This window comes from Hymenobacter sp., assembly GCF_036387835.1.
In the GTDB taxonomy this organism is placed as follows: domain Bacteria; phylum Bacteroidota; class Bacteroidia; order Cytophagales; family Hymenobacteraceae; genus Hymenobacter.
This window is the reverse complement of record NZ_DASVSY010000011.1, coordinates 90,511-112,272: the sequence shown is the minus strand read 5'-3', so window position 1 is coordinate 112,272 and position 21,762 is coordinate 90,511. Positions and strand designations below refer to the sequence as shown.

Below are 21,762 nucleotides of genomic sequence, written 5' to 3'. Positions count from 1 at the left end.
ATGAAGAGGATGTTGTGACATTGCAGCCTAGTAGCAAAGATGCCCTGCATTCGAGAATTGCAACACAAGTAATTGCTTTTGCTGTTTTTCGATGGCAGTGATTCGCGGTAAAGAATCTGAAGCAGACACTGGCGCTGACGGCATTACCAGGCAGTTGACTATGTAACCGCAGAATATGGGCACCTACTCGACCTGCGCTAACGCCTGCCGCACAGACTCGGCAAAGGCCTCGTAGGGCTGATAGCCACGAGTGAGTACGTAGCCTTGGCTGCCAACGCGCAAAACCACGGTTGGGAAACCCTGTACACCAATTTTAGCTACGGCAGCAAACTCCTGGCGGGTAGCCGTTGCGGTTTCGGGGAGCGTGAGGCGCCGTAGAAGCTCAGTTCCATCTACCCCATGGGCTATGGCCAGGGGCACGTAAGTACTAGGCTCGTTCAGGTCGGCGCCGTCGTGGAAATGCGCATACTGCACGGCATGGGCAAAGCGGACGATTTGAGCTTGGTTGAGTTGGCGGAAGGCATTAATGGCCCAACTTGGCGGCTCGGAGTCTTGCACGTAGCTTCCCTCCTCCCCCAGCGCCCGAAACGCAGCACCAAATTCAACACCCGTTACTGTTTCCACCTGTTGTAAAGCGCCACTAATGTAGCTCCAGGCTTCGCCAATCGGCTCTACCCGCTCCCCCGTTACCATACCGCCGCACAGCACCGACACATCAACCTCATCAGCAAATTCTTGTTGTACGCGCTGTATTATCGGGCTCATGCCGTAGCACCAGCCGCACAGCGGATCGAAGATGTAGAGCAGTTCAGGTCGGTCGGAGGCAGCAGGTTGAAGCATGGGAAGCAAAATAACACGTAAAAAAGAACGTCATGCCTGATATAGCATGACGTTCTTTAACAAGAAATAAAACCGGGATTATCCGTTCATCGACACCAGGAATTCCAGGTTGTCTCGGGTGCCTTTCATGCGGTCCTTCAAGAATTCCATGGCTTCCGAAGGCGTCATGTCGGCCATAAACTTGCGGAGCACCCAAATCCGGCTCAGTTCGTCTTTGCTCATCAACAGATCTTCGCGGCGGGTACCGGAAGCGGGTACGTCGATGGCCGGGAAGATGCGCTTGTTGGCCAGTTTGCGGTCCAGCTGCAATTCCATGTTGCCAGTGCCCTTGAACTCCTCGAAAATAACCTCGTCCATCTTGGAACCGGTTTCAATGAGGGCCGTGGCAATGATGGTGAGCGAACCGCCGTCTTCCACATTCCGGGCGGCTCCGAAGAAGCGCTTCGGCTTGTGCAACGCGTTGGCATCCACACCACCCGACAGGATCTTGCCGGAAGCGGGCTGCACCGCGTTGTAGGCGCGGGCCAGGCGGGTAATGGAATCGAGCAGTATCACTACGTCGTGGCCACACTCTACCAGGCGCTTCGCTTTGTCTAAGGCAATGCTCGTGATTTTTACGTGCCGGTCGGGGGTCTCGTCGAAGGTGGAACTGAGCACTTCGGCTTTCACCGAGCGGGTCATGTCCGTTACTTCTTCGGGACGCTCATCGATCAGCAAGATCATGAGGTACACCTCGGGGTGGTTTTCGGAAATGGCGTTGGCTATTTCCTGCAGCAGTACCGTTTTACCGGTTTTGGGCTGCGCCACAATCAGGCCGCGCTGTCCTTTACCAATCGGGGCAAACAAGTCCAGAATGCGGGTGCTGTAGAGTGCCGATTTCGTAGTCAGCTTCAAGCGCTCTTCCGGGAACAAGGGCGTGAGGCTGCTGAAAGGCACCCGGTCGCGGGCTTCTTCCATAGCCCGGCCGTTGATGCTGTCCACTCCGACTAGCGCGTAGTACTTCTCGCCTTCGCGGGGTGGCCGGATGGTGCACTTCACGGTGTCACCGGCTTTCAACGAGAACTGCTTCACCTGCGCCGGCGCCACGTAAATGTCGTCGGGCGAGGCCATGTAGTTGTAGAACGGGCTGCGCAGGAAGCCGTAGCCGCCGTCGGGCATCATCTCCAGGGTACCTTCGCCAGGAATCGTGATGTCAAAATCGTTGCGGGGGCGCTGCTGTTGCTGGCCGTTGCTCTCGGGGCGTGCCTGGCCGTTGGCCTCCTGACGCTGCTGGCGCTGCAATTCGCGGGCGGCATACCGGTCTTCGCGGCGTTGCTCCCGGTCGGGGCGGCCTTGCGGGTCGCGGGGCAAACGGTTCTGGTCGCGCGCCGGCTGGTCGCCCGTACGCGGCTCGTTCCGATAGTCGCGCATGTCGCGGACGCCGTCGGCACTGCGGCCGTCGCCGTTGCGCGCCACTTCAGGCGCAATTACGGGTCGGGCTTCGCGGGGTTGGTCGCCGCGCAAGTCACGCGGGGTTTGGTCCCGGTCGCCAGTACGGTACTCCCGCTCCCGAGGCTGATCGCGCGGCGTGCGTGGAACGCCGTTTTGCTCGGGCCGGAAAATGCGGGGAACTGGGGTGGTCACGGGTGCGGCGGGCGCATCAGGAGCAGAAGCTTCGGGAGCATCTTGCGCGACTTCAACTGCCGCAGGTGGCAGGAAAGGCGCTCTGTCTACGGCTGCTTCCAAAGAAGTGCCATCGGCAGAAGCCCCATCGACGGCGGGCGCAGCTTCGGTTGCCGCGCCACGGTTGCCACGGCCAGTAGCCTCGCGAGGGCGACGCTCAGGGCGCTGAAAAGCCTTGATTGGGCGCTCGGCGGGGGTTTCCGACCTTGGCGCGGCCACTTCGGTGGGTGCTACGGCAGCGGGAGCTTCCGGCGCTACCACAGCGGTAGGCGCTTCGGGAGCAGGCGGAGCCTCTACGGCTGCCGGAACCTCCGCAGCGGGAGCTTCGGCGGGCGCAGCGGCTGCTACGGCAGCAACTGGGGCAGCTTTGGTACGTGCGTTGCGGGCTGGAGCAGCCGTGCGGGTGGCCGTCGCCGTACGGGCCGGAGCGGCCGTGCGGGCCGGTGCCGCGGAGCGCACAGCGGCTACTACTTGGTTGGCAACTTCGGGCGTTGCTACAACAGGCTCATCTGCCACGGCTACATCAGAAAATGGCTGTTCCGGACGAGCTTTGCCGTTCGGCTTAATTTTAGGGGGGAGCTTATCGGCGGGAATAACGGCTTGCTGATCAAGAATCTTATATATGAGATCCTGCTTGCTGAGCTTCTTAAAATTACCGACGTTGAGTTCTTCTGCAATTTCCTTTAAGTCGGAAAGCAGACGGTCCTTCAACTCTTCAATAGTGTACATAGAGGCAATGAGGGGAGAAAAAATCAAAAGCGGAAGCACAACCAACAGTGGTACATTGCCAATAACATCGGGCAACACCTCGGAGCCGCAGAAGCGGCATACAGCACGGGGATTTCAGGACGAAACTGAGGGAGTGGTAACGGGAGTAGCGCTGGAAAATAACCGCGGGCCGGACGTTGAATAACTACCGAAAACCCGACATCAGCTGCCGACTTGTTAGCGCAATGTTAATCTAATACAGATGAACTGCCAAATCGGAACGCATATTTTGCAGAATAAGCTCCTTTACGCAGAAAAATTGGTCATGGATGCTAATTATCGTTGAAATTTAGAATGATGGCCAAGTAAGCTAGCTCATCACTACGCCAGGATGGCGCAAGGATCCGGTGCTTGTACAAGCCAAAAATCACTGGATTACCGAACGAAAATTTTTTTGCGCCTGCGCGAATTCCTTATTCGCTCCGTTCTGGCAGCTTACCTCTTCTTGCCCTGGGCTGCTAGTTTCTATTTCTACGCAGCTTAGTGGGCGTTTGGTTAACTGAATTTAAGGTAATCTACGGGAAGCGTTTAATCTGCAAAATCTAGGGTCTATTTTTACGCCGATCTTCATCCGTGTTTTTTGCCTTATGCTGCAAGTTTCCGTTCTCAGAGAGCACCCCGAGTTGGTGCTGGCCGGTTTGGCCAAGAAACATTATAAAACGGCGGAAGCTGACGTACAGGCCATACTTAGCCTCGACCAACGCCGCAAAGACCTGCAAACTGCCCACGATGCCTCTCAGGCCGAAGCCAACGAGCTAGCCCGCCAGATTGGTGGCCTCATGAAAGCAGGCGACAAAGGCGGTGCCGAAACCCTGAAAGTGCGCACTGCCGAAATCAAGCAGCAAACCAAATCCCACGCCGACGAGTTGGCGCAAGTGGAAATTGCCTTGCAGCAAACCCTTTACAAGCTTCCTAACCTACCCCACAGCAGCGTACCCGAAGGCCGCTCCGCCCAAGACAACGAAGTGGTGCGGGAGATAGGCGAAAAGCCGCAGCTGCCGGCTACAGCCCTGCCGCATTGGGACCTAATCAAGAAGCACGACATTATCGACTTCGAGCTAGGCAACAAGATTACGGGCGCCGGCTTTCCGGTTTACAAAAACCAGGGGGCCCGCCTGCAGCGCGCCCTCATCAACTTTTTTCTGGACGAAGCCCGCGCCGCTGGCTACACCGAGATTCAGCCTCCCATTCTGGTGAACGAAGCGTCGGGCTACGGCACCGGCCAGCTACCCGACAAGGAAGGCCAGATGTACCACGACGAGCGCGACAACCTCTACCTGATTCCAACAGCCGAAGTACCAATCACCAACCTCTACCGCGACGAAATAGTGCCTGTGGATAAGTTGCCGATCCGCAACGCGGGCCACACGCCCTGCTTCCGCCGCGAAGCCGGCTCGTGGGGTGCCGACGTGCGCGGCCTCAACCGCCTGCACCAGTTCGACAAAGTGGAAATCGTGCAGATTGCCTTGCCCGAGCAGAGCTACACCATTCTCGAAGAAATGGTGGCCCATATCGAAGGCCTACTGCAAAAGCTGGAGCTTCCCTACCGCGTGCTGCGCCTCTGCGGCGGCGACATGGGTTTCACCTCCGCCCTCACCTACGACCTGGAAGTGTGGAGTGCCGCCCAAGGCCGCTGGTTGGAAGTAAGCTCGGCCAGCAACTTCGAAACCTACCAGGCCAACCGCCTGAAGCTACGCTACCGTCCCGAGGAAGGAGCTAAAACCCAACTGCTGCACACGCTCAACGGCTCGGCGCTGGCCCTGCCGCGCATTGTAGCCGCGCTGCTGGAAAACAACCAGCTGGAAGACGGTAGCATTCATTTGCCAGAGGCGTTGCACACTTATTGCGGGTTCAGCAAGATCGGGTAATTTGTAAGATCTAGTCAAAAGAGGTACTTGTTTGATCTTGGAAACCAAACAAGCACCTCTTTCTTTCGGCTTAGTTAAATTACTATATGAGGAGCAATACTTTAATGCTGTACTGTCTTTTTCTGTTCTTCTCCTCTTGTATTGACATGAGCGAGCAGAAAATAACTGGCCCATATTATGTTTCATCTGACCCTGCCGCTCCGTATAAAACGCTTTATTACGAGCTACCAGAAGCTGTCATGGTGGAAAGAATTACAAATGTAGAGCGAGTAGGATATACAAATGATTTTATTTTCGCAGAGTCAGAAGGCAACTTTTACTATATCATCAGAGCCAAGGATATACCATCATACTTAGGGGATCCTAGAGTGGAAGCTGCTATAAGTCGTCCGCTCAGTGAAGTGCAGTTTTTAAATGTCTTAGATAGTTTAAGACTAAAGAATTTTTCTTTTCAATACTCCGCCATTTGAGTATCGGCGTAGCACCAGGCCCATTGCTCGCCCGGCTCGGCGGAGACAACTACGGGGTGTTGGGTGGTGCGGAAGTGCTTGGTGGCGTGCTTGTTTTTCGAGGAGTCGCAGCAGCCGACGTGGCCGCAGGTCTGGCAAACGCGCAGGTGCACCCACGTATCCGCGAGGGCTATGCACTCGGGGCAGGCGTATTGGGAGGCTGGAATCAGGGTTTCGAGGGCCGATAAGTGAGTGCAAATAGCCATGGCACGGGCGGTTTAATTGGCGAAGGATTGGTCGGCGGGCACTAGGTTGGTGACGATGTGCAGGCCACTCATAAGGGTTTTCTGCACCGGACACTTCTGCGAAATAACTTCCAGGCGTTGGCGCTGCTCCTCGGTGAGTGGCCCGATCAGGCGCAGCTCCTTCTGCACTTCTTCCAGCATTTCGCCCGGCTTTTCGCAGTTTTCGCAATCCTGGCGGTGGACGCGCTGGTGGCGCAAACGCACCTCAACAGCCTCGAGCGGCCACTTTTTCTGGTTGGCATAGAGGCGCAGCGTAATGGCGGTACACGCGCCAAGGGCCGAGAGCAATAAGTCGTAGGGGGTGGGGCCACGGTCCTGGCCGCCAACTGCAACGGGTTCGTCTATGAACCAGGTATGCCGGCCGGCTTGCACATCAGCCACCAATGCATCCGGGCCTACTTTCACTAGTACTGCTTTATCGGGCGTGTCTGTCATGGCTTAAGCTTGAGGCATGTTTAGTTTCTGGATTAGCTCGTCGTTGAGTGGTTCCGAGTAAGGCCCGTAGGCACTCACCAGCAAGCCCTTCACGCCCTGCATGGATTCAATGGCATACAGCACGTTTTCGTCGCCGGGGTCGGTGGGGCCTTCAAAGCGGTACACCGCGCGCACCTGGAATTCAGCTGGATGCAGCCGCAGGTCCAGGTCGGTGCAATGAAGACCACCTTCCACGACCTTAAAATCGTGCTGATAGCCCCGCTTTTGCAGGTCCCGGATAGCCTGTACCAGGGCGTCGTAGGATTGCTGGCTCATAAGACGGAGGAGAGGGTGAGGTGAAAAGGTACAACTTCCTGTTCTGTTTCCCTTGTTGCCGGGCAACCTACCGCCTGCTTGGTAACAGGCATCTTTGGCAGGCTGGCAAAGGAGTTCTAAACCAAAATGGCCACCCGAAAATCGGGTGGCCATTTTTTTGGTTGTTGCCTACAGCATCGGTCTAGTGACGTATCAGCCGCAGCGTTTGTGGGGTTAGTGTGGAGTTGGTTACCTGGATCAGGTAGGTACCTTGGGGCCATTGCGTGGCGGGTAGCAGCGTTTCGGCCGCGCCGGGTGCCTGCGTGCTGTACAGCACCCGACCAACAGCGTCGAGCACCTGCACCTTGTATTCACCTTGCGGCAGCCTTGTCAGATCAAGCATTGCGGAGCCGCTGGTGGGGTTAGGGTATACCGCCAGAGTTGCTGAAGCAGTGAAACGCACCGTTTGTACGGCACTCGTAACGCTAGTACCATCCTTGTCTACTTGGCGCAGGCGATAGTATACCACCCGGCCTTGTGCCTGCTGGCTCACGCCGGCATCAGTTAAAATGTAACTCTGCGACTGCGCGGTAGTTCCCTGAGCAGCTACCCGGCCTACCTCCCGGAAGGTGAGGCCATCTAAGCTGCGCTCTACTGCGAAATAATCACTGTTAACCTCCTGGGCAGTGCGCCAAGCTAAGTACGCATCGTTGCCAGTTGCTTGGGCTGTGAAAGCAACCAGCGTAACGGGCAGTGGCCGGTTTGGCATCACCTGGATATTGCCTGAAAACTCGGACGTGGAGCTGTTGCTGCCGGTAGCAGTGGTAGCAGTTGCCGTTAGCCAAAAATTGCTTGCGTTGATGGCAGTCCGTTGGTCGGCCGTTAAGCTGCTCAACGGAATGCGGAACGTGAAACGGCTGGCAGCGCTTTCAGCACCGTGGTCGAACCCATTGACGCGGCCGTAGTAGTTGCTGCGTCCGGTATCGGTGTCGGTATTGGTGTTGGTTGCCGCGCCGGTTGTGCCCTCAGTGCGTGTGAACAGATACAGTTGCCCTTGGCCGAAGCCTTGGCCACTCACGCTCGGAACAAAAAACTCCAGGGAAGCGCCGGTAGGCGCGAAGCCAGTCAATATCAAATTGGTGGCATCCGTCACGGCTTGGGTGAGCACCGGAATGTTAAGCAGGCCGTTAGCGCCAGTATCCGAGTCGTTGTCGTCGTTGCGCGTCACGTAGGAGCTAGTGCCTCGTTGCTGATCATCCGAAGAAGTCAGCAAGTCGATACCTAACGTGCCATTTTGGGTGGTGCTGTTCTGGCTGATGGTGCTCACGCTGGTGGTAGCCATTGCCAGTACGCCGGCCCCGGAGTTGGAACTGAGTACGTTCTGAAGTACCACGTTGCCCGCGCCATCAAGGCGAATACCGGCAGTGGCTGTGCCGTTCGCTCCATTTGCCTGTACCGTATTACCGCTCATGGTTACACTGCCCGTGGTGCCTTGCAGATCCAGCCCCGTGCCCTGGTTGGCTATCAATAAGTTGCCGCTTACCGTGCCGCCGTAGCTGCCCATATGAATACCGTCGGCGCTGGCATTGCTTTGCGCGTTGCTTCGGATTTCGTTGTTCTGAACAAGCAGCGTGGTTGGAGAACCGCTAGCCAGATTTTCGATGCCGCTGCCTCCGTGGAAGCCAATCAGGTTGTTGGTGATGGTAGCGGCTACGCTACCGAGTGTGGTGCTGTTGAAATTGGCGAGGTAGATGCCGCTGCCAGGGCTGCGCAGGCTAGCGCCTGGGTCCTGGAAAGTGACGGTAGCGGCAGCTCCCAACACGTTGCCGGTAATTACCGTGCCGGTAATAGCGTCGCCCGTAACGTAGATGTCGGCGCCCGTGGTGCTACCGGCCGTTTTGCCGAAGCCATACACCGAGAAACCCGTTACCGAGAGGCTGGCAGCCGACAAAGTCAGGCCGTACTCGGAGTTGATCTGACCGGGTGTGCCTACCAGCTGAACTTCGGGGCCGCTTACTTGGCTGAGTGCCGTAGCCGTTGACGCAGAACCGCCCACAGTACCGCCCGTACCTAAAGTAGCGGTGTTAGTGTTGCCTACGTTCTGAGTTTGGGTGGTACCGTTCAAGGCCGTTCGAGAATCCGTCAGAGCAGGCAGGGCGCCATTGGTGGCCGTGTTGAGCACAATGCTGGCTACTCCAATGGTGAGCTGGTTAACCAGCCCGGCCCGCAGACCGTTGTGTGCTCGTCCGTCCGAAATCATGAAGATGCTGGTTTCAACGCCAGCCACTGGGTCAGAGCCACCACTGGAAGCCGCCGCTTGGTCGAGTTGCAAATTGGGCAGGGCATTGGTGTTGGCAATGAATTGCCGCAACGAGCCCTGGCCAGCATCCCGAGTGTTAACGATAGTGCTGAAGTTAAAACCGAAATCCACGCCAGTTTCCCGCCCTGAGGGGCCGAATATTATCACAGCAATAGATTGAGGCGTGTTGCTGCCCTGGGTTAGCTCGGTCAGGGTTTGGTTGCCGGGGTTAGCGGCGGCATCCACTTTTTCGGGTGCTTCGCCCCCTACCCGCTCCAGGTCGGCCCTGCCGTTGTCTACGCGGAATGTTTGCACTGGCAATACGCCGCTGGCCTGCTCGTTGCGAGCCGAGCGTACCGTGCTGTTGACTACGCGCAGGGTGTAGCTGGTGCGGTTGCTGGAAATAATATTCGAGAAGCCATACAAGCCATCGGCACCACTGGTGGTAGTAGCTACCAGCGCCCCATTGCTGTCATAAAGCTCTACGCGGACGCCGGCACTACCGGTAGCCGAACCACTGACACCGGCAGGTACGCCAGAATTTAAGGCACTGGCTTCTGCGGTGGCGTAGTTACGGCCCCGGCCGCCGCCGTAGTTTACATCATCGAAAACCCGCCCGGATATAGCAAAGATCGGCTCTACCCGCACCCGAGCATTGGTACTGGTACCATCGTTGTTGGCCGTACGGGGGTCTAGGTCGCCATCGGCAGTTGAGGCTGCCTGCCCGATAACCGTTTCCGTGGGCATCCTGAACGTAACGGCATAGGTAAGAGTGGTACTGGTGCTAAGCTGGCTGGTAGTTGGGAAGGTTACAACTCCCGTAGCAGCGTCATAAGTACCACCGCCGAGGTTGGTGAAGGCTGAAGCCGGCAGATTAGGTACGAGCGTCAGGGTCGGCACTACGTTCAAACCCACACCCGGACCGTTGTTAACAGTGGTCAGGGTGAAGGTAATTGTAGTACCTGGGGCGGAAGTTGCGGCCGATGTCGTAAGCGTAGTTACTACGTCGGCGGGGCAGCCCGAAATTTGGTTGGGCACGTCGGCGCGGGTTACACCCGTTTGGGCCTGTCCTTCGTCGGCTGCACCTACACCCGAACCATAGGTTTCAAAGTTGAACGTAGTGCCGTTAGCCCCCGGATTGGAAACCGTAGCGGCATTCAGCCGCGACGAAGCGAAGATGACACCACCGGCCCCGCCGCCGCCTGGGCCGTGGGGTGAGCCGCCGCCCGTATTCGAACCACCTTTGCCTCCGTTGGCCAGTACTGTAATATTCTGCAGGATGGTGCTGTTGGGGTTACCATTAGCGGCGTTTATCAGCAGCAATACTGATCCGCCGGCACCACCGCCGCCCGAGCCATCGTTGGCCGGCACGTAAGGCACATCGGCGCCCGTTACGTTGATAGTGCCGGAACCGGTTAGGTTAGCAGCCCGCACCAGCACAATACCGCCACCGGCAGCGCCCGAGCTGGTAAAGCCTCCTAGCGGCACCCCATTTGCGTTGGTGGCACCAGCTGCCGGAATTCCGGTGTTGGCCGGATAAGTGGTTGTGCTGGCAATTGTCCCGTTGTTGTTGGTGCCGCCGCCGCCGCCGCCACCCATAATCAGGCGGCTTGGGGTGGCTTGTGTAAAGTCGGCCCCTCCGTAGCCGCCGCTGGGGTCGTTGGAGTCCCAGGCGTTGCCGCCATTGCCACCACGCCCGGCGTTGCCACCGCCACCACCGCCGCTGTTCTGGTCGTTTGCGCCGGGGTTACCGTCGGTACCGCCGCCGCCGGCATTGCCTGGTGCGCCGCGCGCCCGGTCACCGTTGGGGTAGCCATCGGTTACGGAAGCCGGCAGCAGGCCGCTGGCCTGGGTGTCGAGGAATGGTGTAGTGGCCGTGCCCGCCCGGAAAGCCGCGAAATTATCCGCGTCGTTAAGGTAGCGGGGCGTACCAGCTGTTCCTTCTCCTTTGTTGGAGCTAGTGTTGAGCGTATTGCTGTGCCGGTAGTTGCTGTCGTTGATACTACCATTGCCTCCGAATTGCTGTCCAGCTCCACCACGGAAGCCTTTACCCGCCATATCAATGGTTTTGCCGTTGAAATTCAACGTCCCGCTAACATCCAGCACAACCACGCCGCCAGCCCGGCCGTCCCAGCGTGCACCCCTTATATTGTCTGTTAGGGTCAAAGTGCCGTTGCGCGGCACCCGAATCACTTGGTAACGCTGTTGTCCTTGGATAGCCGTAGCATCACTCGAAACGTAGCTATTGATCAGGGGAGTATTCAGCGTGACACTATTGCCGCTAACGCTTCGTACCACCGCATACTCGTACAAACCGGCCCGGAAATTACCATTCTGTAGGTTGCCAATAGCTGCATTATTCGCGTCGATACCGTCACCGTATGCATCAGTATTGGTTGTGTTCAGCTCGGCACCTTGCATCTGCATAATTACAATCAAGTCGCCGGGCTGCACCGCTTTTTGGTTACCACTGCTCAGAATGGTTCCTAGTGTGAGCGTAGTGGCACCCGCGCTTACCGCCCCAGTGGTTGAATAGTATGTGTTGGGAGTGGCCTGGAAGCCTGGATCTGGAATTTCAGGGTTCACGCATTCAGTAGCAGCCGCAGTGGTGCTGATAATCTCCGTGGCTATTCGAGCCTGCCCGTTGGTGCCGTCGTTGTTGGCCGCTGCGGGGTCACCGTTGGCCGTGTTGCTGGTGGCCGATCCTTCCCCCGTGACGGTAGTGCCCACCGTAGCCGAAGCGTTGAAGCGGACGGTGTAAGCCAAGTAGTCGCCTACGTTCAAGGTGGTAACCGTTGGCCAGCTTACCTGACCACTCGTGGCGTTATACGAACCACCGTTTGATACCACAATGCCGGCCAAGCCTGTTACCAGCTTAGCGGAGGGCGTGACACTGGCAGCAGCACTAGGCCCTTGGTTGGTAGTTACAATGGTGTAGGTAATGGTCTGATTGGTTACTACCCGCGTCGGACCGTTGATGGCCACTGCTACGTCGGCTACTTGTGTCGGGGCCGTGTAAGCAGTGCCCACGTTGTTGCTGGTGTTGGCATCTGAATAAAGCGGCGCATCAGACGACGCACTGGCCGATACCGGCTGAGCAGGCATCGTGAAAGCGATGCTGCGGGTTGTTGACTGGCCGTTGTTCAGGTTGATGGGGTCCCACGTTGCCTGTCCGTTGCTGCTGTTATAAGTACCACTATTCGAGAGGGAGATACCCGTCAGGCCGGCTGGCAGATAGATGACCGGAATAATACCCGTAGCGTTGGCCGGCCCTGCGTTGCTGATGGTAGCCGTGAAATACACCAAGCTTCCCTGCGGCGCGGTAGCCGGTGAGGCCAGCGTAGTGGAGAGGTCGGCTACGTCTGTGTTTACAGGCAACCTGTAAGTGGCCGTGTTTCCGCTCACCGCGTTCTGATTGTCGGTGGCTTGGTATTGGAAGCTGAACGTACCGGTGGCGCTGGTTGGCGTGGTATAGGCCAGCCGGCCTAGGTTAGCCACCGACACCGGAAAGGGAGCGGAAATGGCTACGTAGTTGGGTGTAGTGGTCGTGCTGTTGTTGTAGCTCAGCGTACCTTGGGCTGGCAAGGAGGTGATGGTGTAAGAATCAATGCTACCGTCTGCATCAAAGCCCGAGAAGCCCGGATTCAGCGCGGCGCGCGTACCGTTGGAAAGCAACTGCGCATTGGTAACATCGTCAACGCTAGGCGCTTCGTTAATAGCATAGGTTTTTCCCGACGGGCCGGCGCACAAGGCCGTTTGGGGTATCACCTGCCGGGCCAAGTTGCGTGGCCCACCCGAATACTCCATGCGGAGTATGGCGGTGCCGGTGTTTTCCCAAAAAAGCACCTGCATGTCGTGTAGTCCCGTCGCGGAAGCGGTGTACTGCCGGGTACCATCATTTTTGATAAGGGCCCGGCTAGCCGTAGGAGTCGTTGATGCCGCTTCGCGCCCTATAAATAAGTACGAGGCATCATCCCGACTCATGTAGAAGGTGTAAGGAGCACCAGCTTCCAGGTAGATACTCCCCCGATACCGGGCGCTGAATAGGTCAGGGTCAGTTGCTCCGGTTGCGGGAGGGGAAGTCACGGGAAACACTACATAGCTACTTGCCGACGGACTGCGGTAGTTCAGCTGTGGTGCTATTCCACTTTGCCCCGCTGTGTTGGCAGTGAAGAATGTGTTGGGATTAGCTTCGTTTTGCCCTGTTCGGAAATCTCCGGCATAGTATTCTGCGAAGAGACCAGACGTACCGCCTGCTGTAGGAACGGTAGTGGTGTTGTAGGTGCTACTACAAGCGGCTTGCGCGAGTAGCAAATCCGGAACAAGCAGTTTGGCTGCAGCCACAAGTAGCAGCCCCAACGTATGCCGTAAAAGTGATGTCATTTCTGATAGGTAGAATTATAAAAAATCAAGCAACAACTATAATTGAGATGTTGACTTTCCCAATCAGGAACAAGATTATGAAATTGTCTAATATATAGAAATATTACATAAAAATACATATAAAATGCGCTTATAGTAATATAAATGCTTCATTATCCTTCTTTAAAGCACTCTCTAGTTCTCATATCAGGAATAACACTATAGCTGGATATAACATCCATTTTCTTATATATTAAGTGGAATTATCCTTCATTCGTATTCAACACTCTTATTCAGTTAATTCTATCCAACTCATTATGACCTGTTTACTTTCAGCATCTAAGTGTTCGATTTCCACAGCAGAACCGGCCATCAGGGTGATGACAACAAAATTCCACTTGCCATACTGCATCCCTCGGCTTGCAACTGGAATTTGGACTCTGGCAAAACTACCAAGTGTCAAGCGCCACTTATTTTGTGTCGCCAGTTTCAACTAAGAAGCTGTTCAAGAAGTCGGTTTTGTATCCGCAGCGGGCTCTACAGTAACCAATCAGCTTAGTGGCTATCCTATTACGCCAAGAACAAGAAACTTACTTTGCTTTGATGCGGTACCAAAAGCAATGCTTGCCAGCTAACCCAAGTGGCCTTTAGGTTTGTGCGGCAGGATAAAACCCAGAAGCGGTCCTGCACCTTTGACGTTGTTTTCGGACAACCACCCCGACGGGCTACCCTAACCAAGTTGCCAGGTTCCGAGCCTACAGTCCGATTCAGGACCCGTCGGGGCTTGTGCGCCCACCTCAAATAGAAATTCGGGCAGCAAAGCCCATGAACAAGGTAGCGAGGTAGCGAACAGCGGTTGACCGGGAACACACGCCGCCCAAATCAATGCCGCCACGGGACTTCGGCGTGGCAAGACCGATGCCGTCGATGCCTGGCGCATCGACGCCTACGCCGCCCGCTTCGTGGACTGGGTGCGCCTCTACCAAGCGCCACGCCTAGTGCTGGCCGAACTCGACCGGCTCATAGCCCGCCGTCGCCGCCTGGTGGGCGTACTCCAAGTCTTGCCCCCCTTGAGCAGCAGCGAGGGCTTCTTGTCGCCGGCCGAGCAGCAGGCAGAGCAACAGGGCTGTTCCGCCTCTTTAAGGGCCCTGCGCCAAGACTTGGCGGCCATCGAAAAGGCCATCAAGGCCCTGATAGCCGCTGATACAGCGTTAGCCCACCGCTACGAGCGCATCACCTCCGTGCCGGGCGTGGGCCTAGTCACGGCCGTAGAAATCCTGCTCACTACGAATGAGTTCCAAGACAGAGCCGACCCCAAACACTACGCCTCCTACGTCGGCGTGGTGCCTTTCGAGCGCAGCTCTGGCCAGTACAAGGGGCGGCCCCGCGTGAGCACCCAGGCCAACAAGCAGGTGAAAACGCTGCTGCACCTGGCCGCCCTCACGGCCGTGCGCTTTTCCTCGGCGCTCAAAGCCTACTATGACCGAAAAGTAGCCGAAGGCAAAAACAAGCTACTCGTGCGCAATAAACTCGTCCATCTCATTTTTGCCTGCGTCCAGCAAGATCGAAATTATGACAAAAATTATGCGCCTGCCCTTGTTTGAACCATAGAAATCGAAGTAGTGGCGTAGCAGTCCAAGGGTGGTAACACCTTTTCACCTGAGGCATAGAATAAAATCTCTAGTGCACTCCTGCTTCTGTCTTAGGCTCAGCGCCCATCCTGCGTCTGAGGCAAATCCAGGTCAAACTTGATGTCGCGCATGCAACGGAAGTGGCCTTGAGGGCATTTCTCGTAGCCAATTTTAGAACACGGACGGCAGGGCAATCCACGCACTTCCAGCACCCGAAACTCGGTGCGGTAAGGATACATGCCGAATTCCGGTACCGTGTTGCCCCATACGCTGAAAATTTCCTTGCGGAACGCCGCCGCTATGTGCATCAGGCCCGTGTCGTGGCTAACTACCAGCTGCGCCTGTTGCACCAGCGACGCCGACTGATTGAGCGAATACCGGCCGCAGGCATTATAAATAGTGGTTTGCAGCTGAGGCGCGGGCGTGCCAGAGAAGTAATACGGACTATCCGGGATGCGCGCCGGAGCGGGCGGCGAGGTGGCCGCTTGCTTCTCGAAAGCCAGTTCCACTATATGGCCCGTGCTTTCGTCTTCGAAACCACCAAGCAATACTACGGGGCGCCGCAACTGCCCACACAACTCGATAATGCGCTCCACCGGCAGCCGCTTAGTGGCATGCTGTGCCCCGATGGCAAACGCCACATAACCGCGTTGAAAGCCGGCAGGCAAGGTTGCTAGATCTACCTCGTCGGCTTTCGGAATGAAATAATCCAGCCCTTTTCCATCATTTTTCACTCCTAACTGCGCCGCCGCGGCCAAATACCGATCCACGATATGAACGCGGGGCATGGTACTGATTTTGAATTGCACGAGCAGCCACTTGCGCAGGTTCAGCTTGTCGAAGCTGGCCGACTTCACGCCCAACCGTGCTTTCAGCATGGTGGTGCGGAGGTTATGGTGCAAGTCGACGACGAAATCGAAATTCTCGGTTTTCAGCTCGGCTACCAGCTCCTTCAACGAGCCGGTGAGGTAGTGCACCTTGTCGAGGTATGGATTGGGTTCCATAAAGCTCCGATGAGCAGGCTTGGTACAGAAATGCACGATTGCGCCCGGTACTTGCTGCTTCACAGCCCGGATAACGGGCGTCGTCAACACTATATCCCCGATAGAAGAGAAACGCAGGATCAGGATTTTCATGAGGAGCGAGGAGACAGGAGCTAGGAGACAGGAGACAGGAGCTAGGAATGAGAATCCATAAACTACTAGCTCCTATCTCCTCACTCCTAGCCAAACAGGGAATCCTTGAATTCCAAGGGGGGCTTGATATCGGCTTTGCGTTTGGCAAAGTAGTCGGCTGCTTCGCTCACCGACTTGGTATTGAAAGTCATGTCTTTGGTCAGGCCCCCTTTACGGCCCATAAACACGCCGTAGCGCATATCGGCGTAGCCATTGGTGTGGTGCGCGTCGGGGTTGATGCTGAGCTGCACGCCCTGCTCCAACGCGTAGTGCACCCACCGCCAATCCAGGTCGAGGCGCCAGGGGTTGGCATTAATTTCGATGATAACGTGGTGCTTGGCGCAGGCATCGATGACGGCCTTGTGGTCGAGGGGGTAGCCTTCGCGACGCAGTAGCAGCCGGCCCGTGGGGTGGCCGAGCATGGTGCAATACGGGTTTTCGATGGCCCGTAGCACGCGCGCAGTGGCTTTACGCTCGTCCATGCGCAGGTTGCTGTGCACCGAGGCCACAATGAAGTCGAAGGTTTCGAGCACGGCGGGCGGATAATCGAGCGAACCATCAGAGAGAATATCCGACTCGATGCCTTTGAATATGCGAAACGGCGCCAGTTCCTGATTTAGCTCGTCGATTTCGTGCTGCTGCTGGCGCACCCGCTCCGTGCTGAGCCCGTTGGCGTAGTGTGCGGCCTGCGAATGGTCGCAGATGCCAAGGTACTCGTAGCCCTGACCTTGCAGGAAAGTGGCCATTTCGCGCAGACTGTGGTTGCCGTCGGAGTAGTTGCTGTGGTTGTGCAACGAGCCCCGCAGATCCGAATCTTCGAGCAGTTTGGGGAGCTGGTGCGCTTTTGCCAAAGCCAGTTCACCCAAGCCTTCGCGCATTTCGGGCTCTACGTATTGCAAGCCGGCCTTCTCATAGATGGCCGCTTCCTGATAGAACCGCTCCTGATGCAGCAGGCGGCGCAGGGTAGTGGGCGGCCCGGCCGGGGTGTCGGCTAGCGGCTCGGAAAGGTGGTTTTCGGCGGCCGAGTGCAGGAAGACTTCGTTGGTGAAATCTTCTTTGCTTACCAGCAGCACTTCCACCTTTACCCCGGAGGCCGTAGCCATACCCCGCCATGCAAACGGACCGGAGCGCAGCGGATCGGCCGTGAGGCCATCAAGCTGGTTGAGGAGGGTGTGCGCCTTGGTGGGCTGCGCGGTAGCCGCTACCAGGGCCACCGTTTCTATGGTTTCGAGGCGGCGGCGCACCTCCCCTACCACCGCCACTTGCTCGGTGAACAAAGTTTCCTGCAAACGCTCGCGCAAGTCGTTGGCTAGCTCTTCGGCTTGCGGGTAAAGCAATTTGCCGCGGCTTTCAGCCGAAAACTCCAGGGCCTCCAGAATAGTTTGCTGCGTTTTTTGGCCGAAACCCTTCAGCTTGCTTACCTGGTCGTTTTCGGCAGCTTCGCGTAGCTGCTGCGGACTTTCAATGCCAAGCTCTTTCCACAGCGCCCTAATTTTTTTGGGGCCGATACCTTTCACGCCAAGCAGTTCTACCACACCGGGCGGCGTAGCGGCGAGCAGGCGCGTCAGTTCCTCGAAAGTGCCGGTATCCAGCATTTCGGCTACGCGGGCGGCGGCCGTTTTGCTGAGGCCGGTACGGTCGGGTAGGCCGTGGCGTTCTACATCGGCTACCGGAAAGCTCAGTGCTTCGAGGGCGCTGGCCGTGCCTTCGTAGGCCCGGATTTTAAAAGGATTTTCGTCATGCAATTCCAGCAGTTGGGCGGCCAGCCGAAAAGCACGCGTGAGGGCGCGGTTGTCCATAGCGACAAAGGTAATTTCTGGTAGCGGATTGTTACGAGTGATTGTTCTTTAACGAGCTATGCTCTGAACAAGGCTATCTGCATCCCGGTCTTGAATTCTCTACCTTCACCACACGAAAGCATTTTGGTGCGTTGAACCATCAGGCCTCTACCTACTCCAGCGCATCTAGCAGGGCGTACAGGCAGTTGCCCACCAACCATCAACAACCAGCCATCAACATTCACTATATGCGTCTGTTCACTTTATTGGCTTCTTTGAGCGTGCTGCTGTTGGCCGCCACCTGCCAACCCGGCGGCAAATCTGCCCTTCCTATGAAACAACTGGAACGCACCTGGCTGCATGCACACGAAGAAGACCAAGGCGACGTGCACGTATACCGGCCTAACACGTACGCGTTTCCACCCTCACGGGGCCGCACCGGCTTTACTTTCGACCACAATGGCCTGTTCACGCAGCTCGACATTGCCCCCACCGACGGCCTCGAAAGCCGCAAAGGCAAGTGGACCACCGAAAACGACCACACACTGGCCATTTCCCTCGACGACAAAAAAGACCCCGACTATAAACTCGAAATAATTTCAATAGAGAATAACGTGCTGAAAGTACGCCGGATTGAACGGTAGCACTTTGCAACCTTCACCACCCGCAAGGCCTCCTGTGTACGCAGGAGGCCTTTCTTTTTCATGTTAACCACCCTTTTTATGCGCTACCCCCACTTTCTCGCGCTTTGTATTCTCTTTACTTTCTGGCTCGGCGGCTGCCAGAAAGACGATAACTCCCCAACGCCAATCAGTGAGTTGACCGGACGCACCTGGCTGCTTTCATACGAGGAAAGCCAAGGCAACGTGGAGGTGTACCGGCCTGATACCTATGTGTTTCCGCCTTCTCGTGGCCGTACGGGCTTTAAGCTTGACGCAAACAACTCGTTCACCCAACTTGACATTGCTCCTGCTGATGGCATTTGGCCACGCCCAGGAAAATGGGTTCTTCTAGGCACTGATATATTGTTTATTACACTTGACGATCAACCCAAGATAAATTATAAATTACATATAATTTCTAAGAAAAATGACGTTCTAAAAGTAGAGCGTTACTAGTAGACACAAGGAGCAGGTCTCTATTGTACTACTAAGTTCTTTGTTTTTACCTGCCCTGCTATGCGCCCCTCACACCTACTTACCCCTTTTTTCTTTGCTATTCTCCTCCTTGGTAGTTGCAAGAAGGACAGTGATGTAGCAGTACCTGATGCCCTGTTCGGCAAGGTTTGGCTTAATACGGGCCAGCAGGATGCCGCCGGAGCTTACCTCTACCAGCCGGAAGGCACCTTCACGTCGCCAGGTTGGCGCGACGGATTTCGGTTCGACTCGGATGGCAAGTTCACCCTGTATACCCAGGGGCCGAATGATGCCCCGCTCAATGTTTCCGGCGTCTGGACGACGGAAGACGGTCAGACCTTCCATATCAAGCAAACCACGGACGCCGCCTCGGGCTATAACATCCTTATTTACTCGGTGCACCCTAGTTCGCTGAAGGCGCGCAGAACCCAGTAGTTGCCGTTGAGTTTTCAATCCCGGCGCATTCGGTAGTAGCTTGCGCCCTATGAACTATTGGCTCGTTAAATCAGAACCCGCCGCTTACTCGTGGGCGGATTTCACCCGCGACGGTGGCACCGACTGGACCGGCGTCCGCAACTTTCAGGCGCGCAACTTTCTGCAGCAAATGCAGCCCCACGACCTGGTCCTGTATTACCATAGCGTAACCGACAAAGAGGTAGTAGGAGTAGCCGAGGTAGCCCACCCTGCCGCCCCCGATGCCACCGCCGAAGCGGGCAGCGCCTGGGTGGCCGTGCACCTCAAACCGCATCAGCCCCTCACGCAGCCCGTGTCGTTGGCGGCCATCAAGCAAGACCAGCGCCTGACTCAGATTGGCCTTTTGCGCCAGTCTCGGCTATCGGTCATGCCCTTGAAAGCCGAGGAATTCGATGCTATTCTGGAAATGAGTGAGGCAGTGGATTAATGATTTAGCGACTTAGTGCTGGAATGGCTAAGTGGTATCCCTATCGTTGCTGCTACCTGCACAGGTGAGTTGTTTAATGATGAGGATACTACAAAGCCCTCCGGGCAATTCGGGGCATCATGCCGCTTCGCCACCCGAACGTCAAACCAACTAAGTCGCTAAATCACTCCCTCACCACCTCACTCCCTCACCTAATCCCTTACTTCTCGTATCTTAAGCCAGGCATAGACGCTGAGGCGGGCATCTGGCTTTGGTTATGAACTACATATACTCTTACCTCTGCATTTTACTTACCATTGGTTGCATACAGTTGGGGCTGGCGCAACCGGCTCCACCCACGCCTGTGCAAGGTTTGCGCTTGGAATTACCGTTGGAAGGATATTCCAGCGACGTGCAGGTACTGCCGATGCCGCAGGACAGCAGTCTGCTTCTGCTAGTAAACAAAGATCTTTTTGGAGGGCGTAAGAATACAAGCTACGAGCTACAGAAATACAATCACCGCCTCCAGTCTCAGTGGCTTAAGCCAATAGAAATACCCCGGGAATTTGAGTTTCGGCAGCTTTGTGGGGAAGCAACCAATGCATACGCGCTGTTTCAGTCCGAATCGGTGGAGCACCGCTTGTATGTGGCGGCCATCGACGGCACCAACGGCCAGGTGCGCACCTACACCTTCGACACCAAGCTGGCCCGCAGCATCTACGACCTGAAAGCCCTAGATGGCAACCTCTTCGTGTCGGTGCTGGTGGATAATCACCTGACGATTCTGCTCCTGGATCTGGCGGCCAACAAGTTTCAGTTTTTGCCTTCAGTTTATGAGCCGTTGCCCGCTCAGCTCTCGTTTTTGGCTGATTCGGCGGCCCGGCGCGCCGAGTTTGTGCTCAGCCAGACCAATGGCTTTAAGACGCGACTGCAACTCAAGCAGCTTTCGGCGCAGGGCCAGCTACTACGCTCGGAATTTGTGCAAGCCGAAAGCGAGCGGGGCCTTATCTCAGCTCAGATAAGCCCGGCCAGCGACTCGGCCAGCGGGCGACTACTGGCGGGTACCTACACCTTGCGCGACGCCCGCTATTCCCAAGGCTTGTTTGCCGCCGACCTCTCGGCAGGCGTCACGCCTACTGGCTCCCGGCGGTCGTTGCGCTTCTACGATTTTGCCAATCTCAAGCATTTTTTCGACTTCATGAGCCCAACCAGGGCCGCCCGGCTCCGGCAGCGGAGCGAGAGGTATCGCGCCACCGATCGGGTATTACGTTTGCGGTACCGCACCCTCATCCACGACCTGATTCCGTTTCAGGATGGCTATGTAATGGTAGCCGAAGTGTATTATCCGCAGTATCGCCAAAGCGCCTACAGCCCCTTCGGCGGTGCTTATCTGCCCAATGGCCCCTACCGCTACGGGGGCTACAACAATGCCAACTGGTATGGCGGCAACCGTCAGGCTGAAGGGTACCGCATCACGCACGCACTGGTATGTGGGTTCGATAAGCGCGGCAACCTGCTCTGGGACAACACTTTTGTGTTGAAAGATGTGTACAGCAATAGCTTGATAGAAACGGTGCGCCTGCGTCCGCTGCCCGATGGCCAACGCGTAGCCATTGCTTACCTCGACGAAGAAAAATTCAACTACAAGATCATCGACCACACCCTGCCGTCGCCCAACGATTTGCATGTCGATTTACAAACGACAGCCCTGCCCACGGTGAAGGAAAAAGCTACCAGCACCAGCCAGGAAGGCTTGGTAGCGTGGTATGGCAGCCGGTTCCTGGCTTTCGGCTACCAAAGCATTCGTACCGAAAAAGCACCTAACCGGGAAGTGTTCTTCGTGAACGTTGTTGGATTTGAATGAGTCGGAAGCAAAGCGT

At 56.4% G+C, this 21,762-nt stretch carries 18 protein-coding genes; 8 read left to right on the top strand and 10 right to left on the bottom strand.

The window, feature by feature from the left end; genetic code table 11:
• Positions 1 to 183 precede the first annotated feature (183 nt).
• Complete coding sequence (locus VF639_RS02735; RefSeq protein ID WP_331144348.1) at positions 184 to 840, bottom strand: DsbA family protein; 657 nt, start codon at positions 838 to 840, stop codon at positions 184 to 186.
• Between the two features lie 78 nt (positions 841 to 918).
• Positions 919 to 3,231 carry a transcription termination factor Rho gene (rho, locus tag VF639_RS02730; protein WP_331144347.1) on the bottom strand — a complete coding sequence of 771 codons (2,313 nt, stop codon included), beginning with the start codon at positions 3,229 to 3,231 and terminating at the stop codon, positions 919 to 921.
• A 626-nt stretch (positions 3,232 to 3,857) separates the two neighbouring features.
• Between rho and serS the strand changes: the two genes are divergently transcribed.
• Positions 3,858 to 5,138 carry a serine--tRNA ligase gene (gene serS / locus VF639_RS02725; protein WP_331144346.1) on the top strand — a complete coding sequence of 427 codons (1,281 nt, stop codon included), beginning with the start codon at positions 3,858 to 3,860 and terminating at the stop codon, positions 5,136 to 5,138.
• Between the two features lie 146 nt (positions 5,139 to 5,284).
• Complete coding sequence (locus tag VF639_RS02720; RefSeq protein ID WP_331144345.1) at positions 5,285 to 5,608, top strand: hypothetical protein; 324 nt, start codon at positions 5,285 to 5,287, stop codon at positions 5,606 to 5,608.
• On the opposite strand, the gene VF639_RS02715 is transcribed toward VF639_RS02720, so the two are convergent.
• The 6 genes from VF639_RS02715 to VF639_RS02690 form a co-directional block, all read right to left on the bottom strand.
• Entirely contained in the window at positions 5,590 to 5,853 is a 264-nt protein-coding gene (locus tag VF639_RS02715) for a UBP-type zinc finger domain-containing protein (RefSeq protein ID WP_331144344.1), read from the bottom strand. The genes VF639_RS02720 and VF639_RS02715 overlap by 19 nt on opposite strands.
• A gap of 12 nt (positions 5,854 to 5,865) precedes the next feature.
• Complete coding sequence (locus VF639_RS02710; RefSeq protein ID WP_331144343.1) at positions 5,866 to 6,327, bottom strand: OsmC family protein; 462 nt, start codon at positions 6,325 to 6,327, stop codon at positions 5,866 to 5,868.
• Between the two features lie 3 nt (positions 6,328 to 6,330).
• Positions 6,331 to 6,642: a phosphoribosylpyrophosphate synthetase gene (locus VF639_RS02705; protein WP_331144342.1), complete on the bottom strand. Its 312-nt coding sequence runs from the start codon at positions 6,640 to 6,642 to the stop codon at positions 6,331 to 6,333.
• A 181-nt stretch (positions 6,643 to 6,823) separates the two neighbouring features.
• Positions 6,824 to 13,303 carry a T9SS type A sorting domain-containing protein gene (locus VF639_RS02700; RefSeq protein WP_331144341.1) on the bottom strand — a complete coding sequence of 2,160 codons (6,480 nt, stop codon included), beginning with the start codon at positions 13,301 to 13,303 and terminating at the stop codon, positions 6,824 to 6,826.
• 268 nt (positions 13,304 to 13,571) lie between these two features.
• The gene (locus tag VF639_RS02695; RefSeq protein ID WP_331144340.1) at positions 13,572 to 13,775 is read right to left on the bottom strand and encodes a hypothetical protein; all 204 of its coding nucleotides are present in this window, start codon (positions 13,773 to 13,775) and stop codon (positions 13,572 to 13,574) included.
• A 304-nt stretch (positions 13,776 to 14,079) separates the two neighbouring features.
• A complete protein-coding gene (locus VF639_RS02690) occupies positions 14,080 to 14,268 on the bottom strand; it encodes a hypothetical protein (RefSeq protein WP_331144339.1) in 189 nt (62 codons plus the stop codon).
• Here VF639_RS02690 and VF639_RS02685 point away from each other — a divergent pair.
• A complete protein-coding gene (locus VF639_RS02685; protein WP_331144338.1) occupies positions 14,254 to 14,886 on the top strand; it encodes an IS110 family transposase in 633 nt (210 codons plus the stop codon). The two genes, VF639_RS02690 and VF639_RS02685, sit on opposite strands and share 15 nt — an antisense overlap.
• 104 nt (positions 14,887 to 14,990) lie before the next feature.
• Here VF639_RS02685 and VF639_RS02680 read toward each other — a convergent pair whose 3' ends face one another.
• A complete protein-coding gene (locus VF639_RS02680) occupies positions 14,991 to 16,049 on the bottom strand; it encodes a glycosyltransferase family 9 protein (protein ID WP_331144337.1) in 1,059 nt (352 codons plus the stop codon).
• Positions 16,050 to 16,135: 86 nt separating this feature from the next.
• On the bottom strand, positions 16,136 to 17,887 hold the full coding sequence (locus tag VF639_RS02675) for a helix-hairpin-helix domain-containing protein (protein ID WP_331144336.1): 1,752 nt from the start codon (positions 17,885 to 17,887) through the stop codon (positions 16,136 to 16,138).
• A gap of 227 nt (positions 17,888 to 18,114) precedes the next feature.
• On the opposite strand from VF639_RS02675, the gene VF639_RS02670 reads away from it, so the two are divergent.
• From VF639_RS02670 to VF639_RS02650, 5 genes are all read left to right on the top strand, one after another.
• Positions 18,115 to 18,510, top strand: coding sequence for a lipocalin family protein (locus tag VF639_RS02670; protein WP_331144335.1), 396 nt, complete (start codon positions 18,115 to 18,117; stop codon positions 18,508 to 18,510).
• Positions 18,511 to 18,588: 78 nt separating this feature from the next.
• Complete coding sequence (locus tag VF639_RS02665) at positions 18,589 to 18,984, top strand: hypothetical protein (protein WP_331144334.1); 396 nt, start codon at positions 18,589 to 18,591, stop codon at positions 18,982 to 18,984.
• A gap of 60 nt (positions 18,985 to 19,044) precedes the next feature.
• Positions 19,045 to 19,437 carry a hypothetical protein gene (locus VF639_RS02660; RefSeq protein WP_331144333.1) on the top strand — a complete coding sequence of 131 codons (393 nt, stop codon included), beginning with the start codon at positions 19,045 to 19,047 and terminating at the stop codon, positions 19,435 to 19,437.
• 49 nt (positions 19,438 to 19,486) lie between these two features.
• On the top strand, positions 19,487 to 19,903 hold the full coding sequence (locus tag VF639_RS02655) for an EVE domain-containing protein (RefSeq protein ID WP_331144332.1): 417 nt from the start codon (positions 19,487 to 19,489) through the stop codon (positions 19,901 to 19,903).
• 256 nt (positions 19,904 to 20,159) lie between these two features.
• The gene (locus VF639_RS02650; protein WP_331144331.1) at positions 20,160 to 21,746 is read left to right on the top strand and encodes a hypothetical protein; all 1,587 of its coding nucleotides are present in this window, start codon (positions 20,160 to 20,162) and stop codon (positions 21,744 to 21,746) included.
• Positions 21,747 to 21,762: the final 16 nt, after the last annotated feature.

Bases quoted from the DNA above. Each gene is read 5' to 3' on its own strand.
- VF639_RS02735 (WP_331144348.1), bottom strand. From the start codon at position 840: ATGCTTCAACCTGCTGCCTCCGACCGACCTGAACTGCTCTACATCTTC.
- rho (WP_331144347.1), bottom strand. From the start codon at position 3,231: ATGTACACTATTGAAGAGTTGAAGGACCGTCTGCTTTCCGACTTAAAG.
- serS (WP_331144346.1), top strand. From the start codon at position 3,858: ATGCTGCAAGTTTCCGTTCTCAGAGAGCACCCCGAGTTGGTGCTGGCC.
- VF639_RS02720 (WP_331144345.1), top strand. From the start codon at position 5,285: ATGAGCGAGCAGAAAATAACTGGCCCATATTATGTTTCATCTGACCCT.
- VF639_RS02715 (WP_331144344.1), bottom strand. From the start codon at position 5,853: ATGGCTATTTGCACTCACTTATCGGCCCTCGAAACCCTGATTCCAGCC.
- VF639_RS02710 (WP_331144343.1), bottom strand. From the start codon at position 6,327: ATGACAGACACGCCCGATAAAGCAGTACTAGTGAAAGTAGGCCCGGAT.
- VF639_RS02705 (WP_331144342.1), bottom strand. From the start codon at position 6,642: ATGAGCCAGCAATCCTACGACGCCCTGGTACAGGCTATCCGGGACCTG.
- VF639_RS02700 (WP_331144341.1), bottom strand. From the start codon at position 13,303: ATGACATCACTTTTACGGCATACGTTGGGGCTGCTACTTGTGGCTGCA.
- VF639_RS02680 (WP_331144337.1), bottom strand. From the start codon at position 16,049: ATGAAAATCCTGATCCTGCGTTTCTCTTCTATCGGGGATATAGTGTTG.
- VF639_RS02675 (WP_331144336.1), bottom strand. From the start codon at position 17,887: ATGGACAACCGCGCCCTCACGCGTGCTTTTCGGCTGGCCGCCCAACTG.
- VF639_RS02670 (WP_331144335.1), top strand. From the start codon at position 18,115: ATGCGTCTGTTCACTTTATTGGCTTCTTTGAGCGTGCTGCTGTTGGCC.
- VF639_RS02665 (WP_331144334.1), top strand. From the start codon at position 18,589: ATGCGCTACCCCCACTTTCTCGCGCTTTGTATTCTCTTTACTTTCTGG.
- VF639_RS02660 (WP_331144333.1), top strand. From the start codon at position 19,045: ATGCGCCCCTCACACCTACTTACCCCTTTTTTCTTTGCTATTCTCCTC.
- VF639_RS02655 (WP_331144332.1), top strand. From the start codon at position 19,487: ATGAACTATTGGCTCGTTAAATCAGAACCCGCCGCTTACTCGTGGGCG.
- VF639_RS02650 (WP_331144331.1), top strand. From the start codon at position 20,160: ATGAACTACATATACTCTTACCTCTGCATTTTACTTACCATTGGTTGC.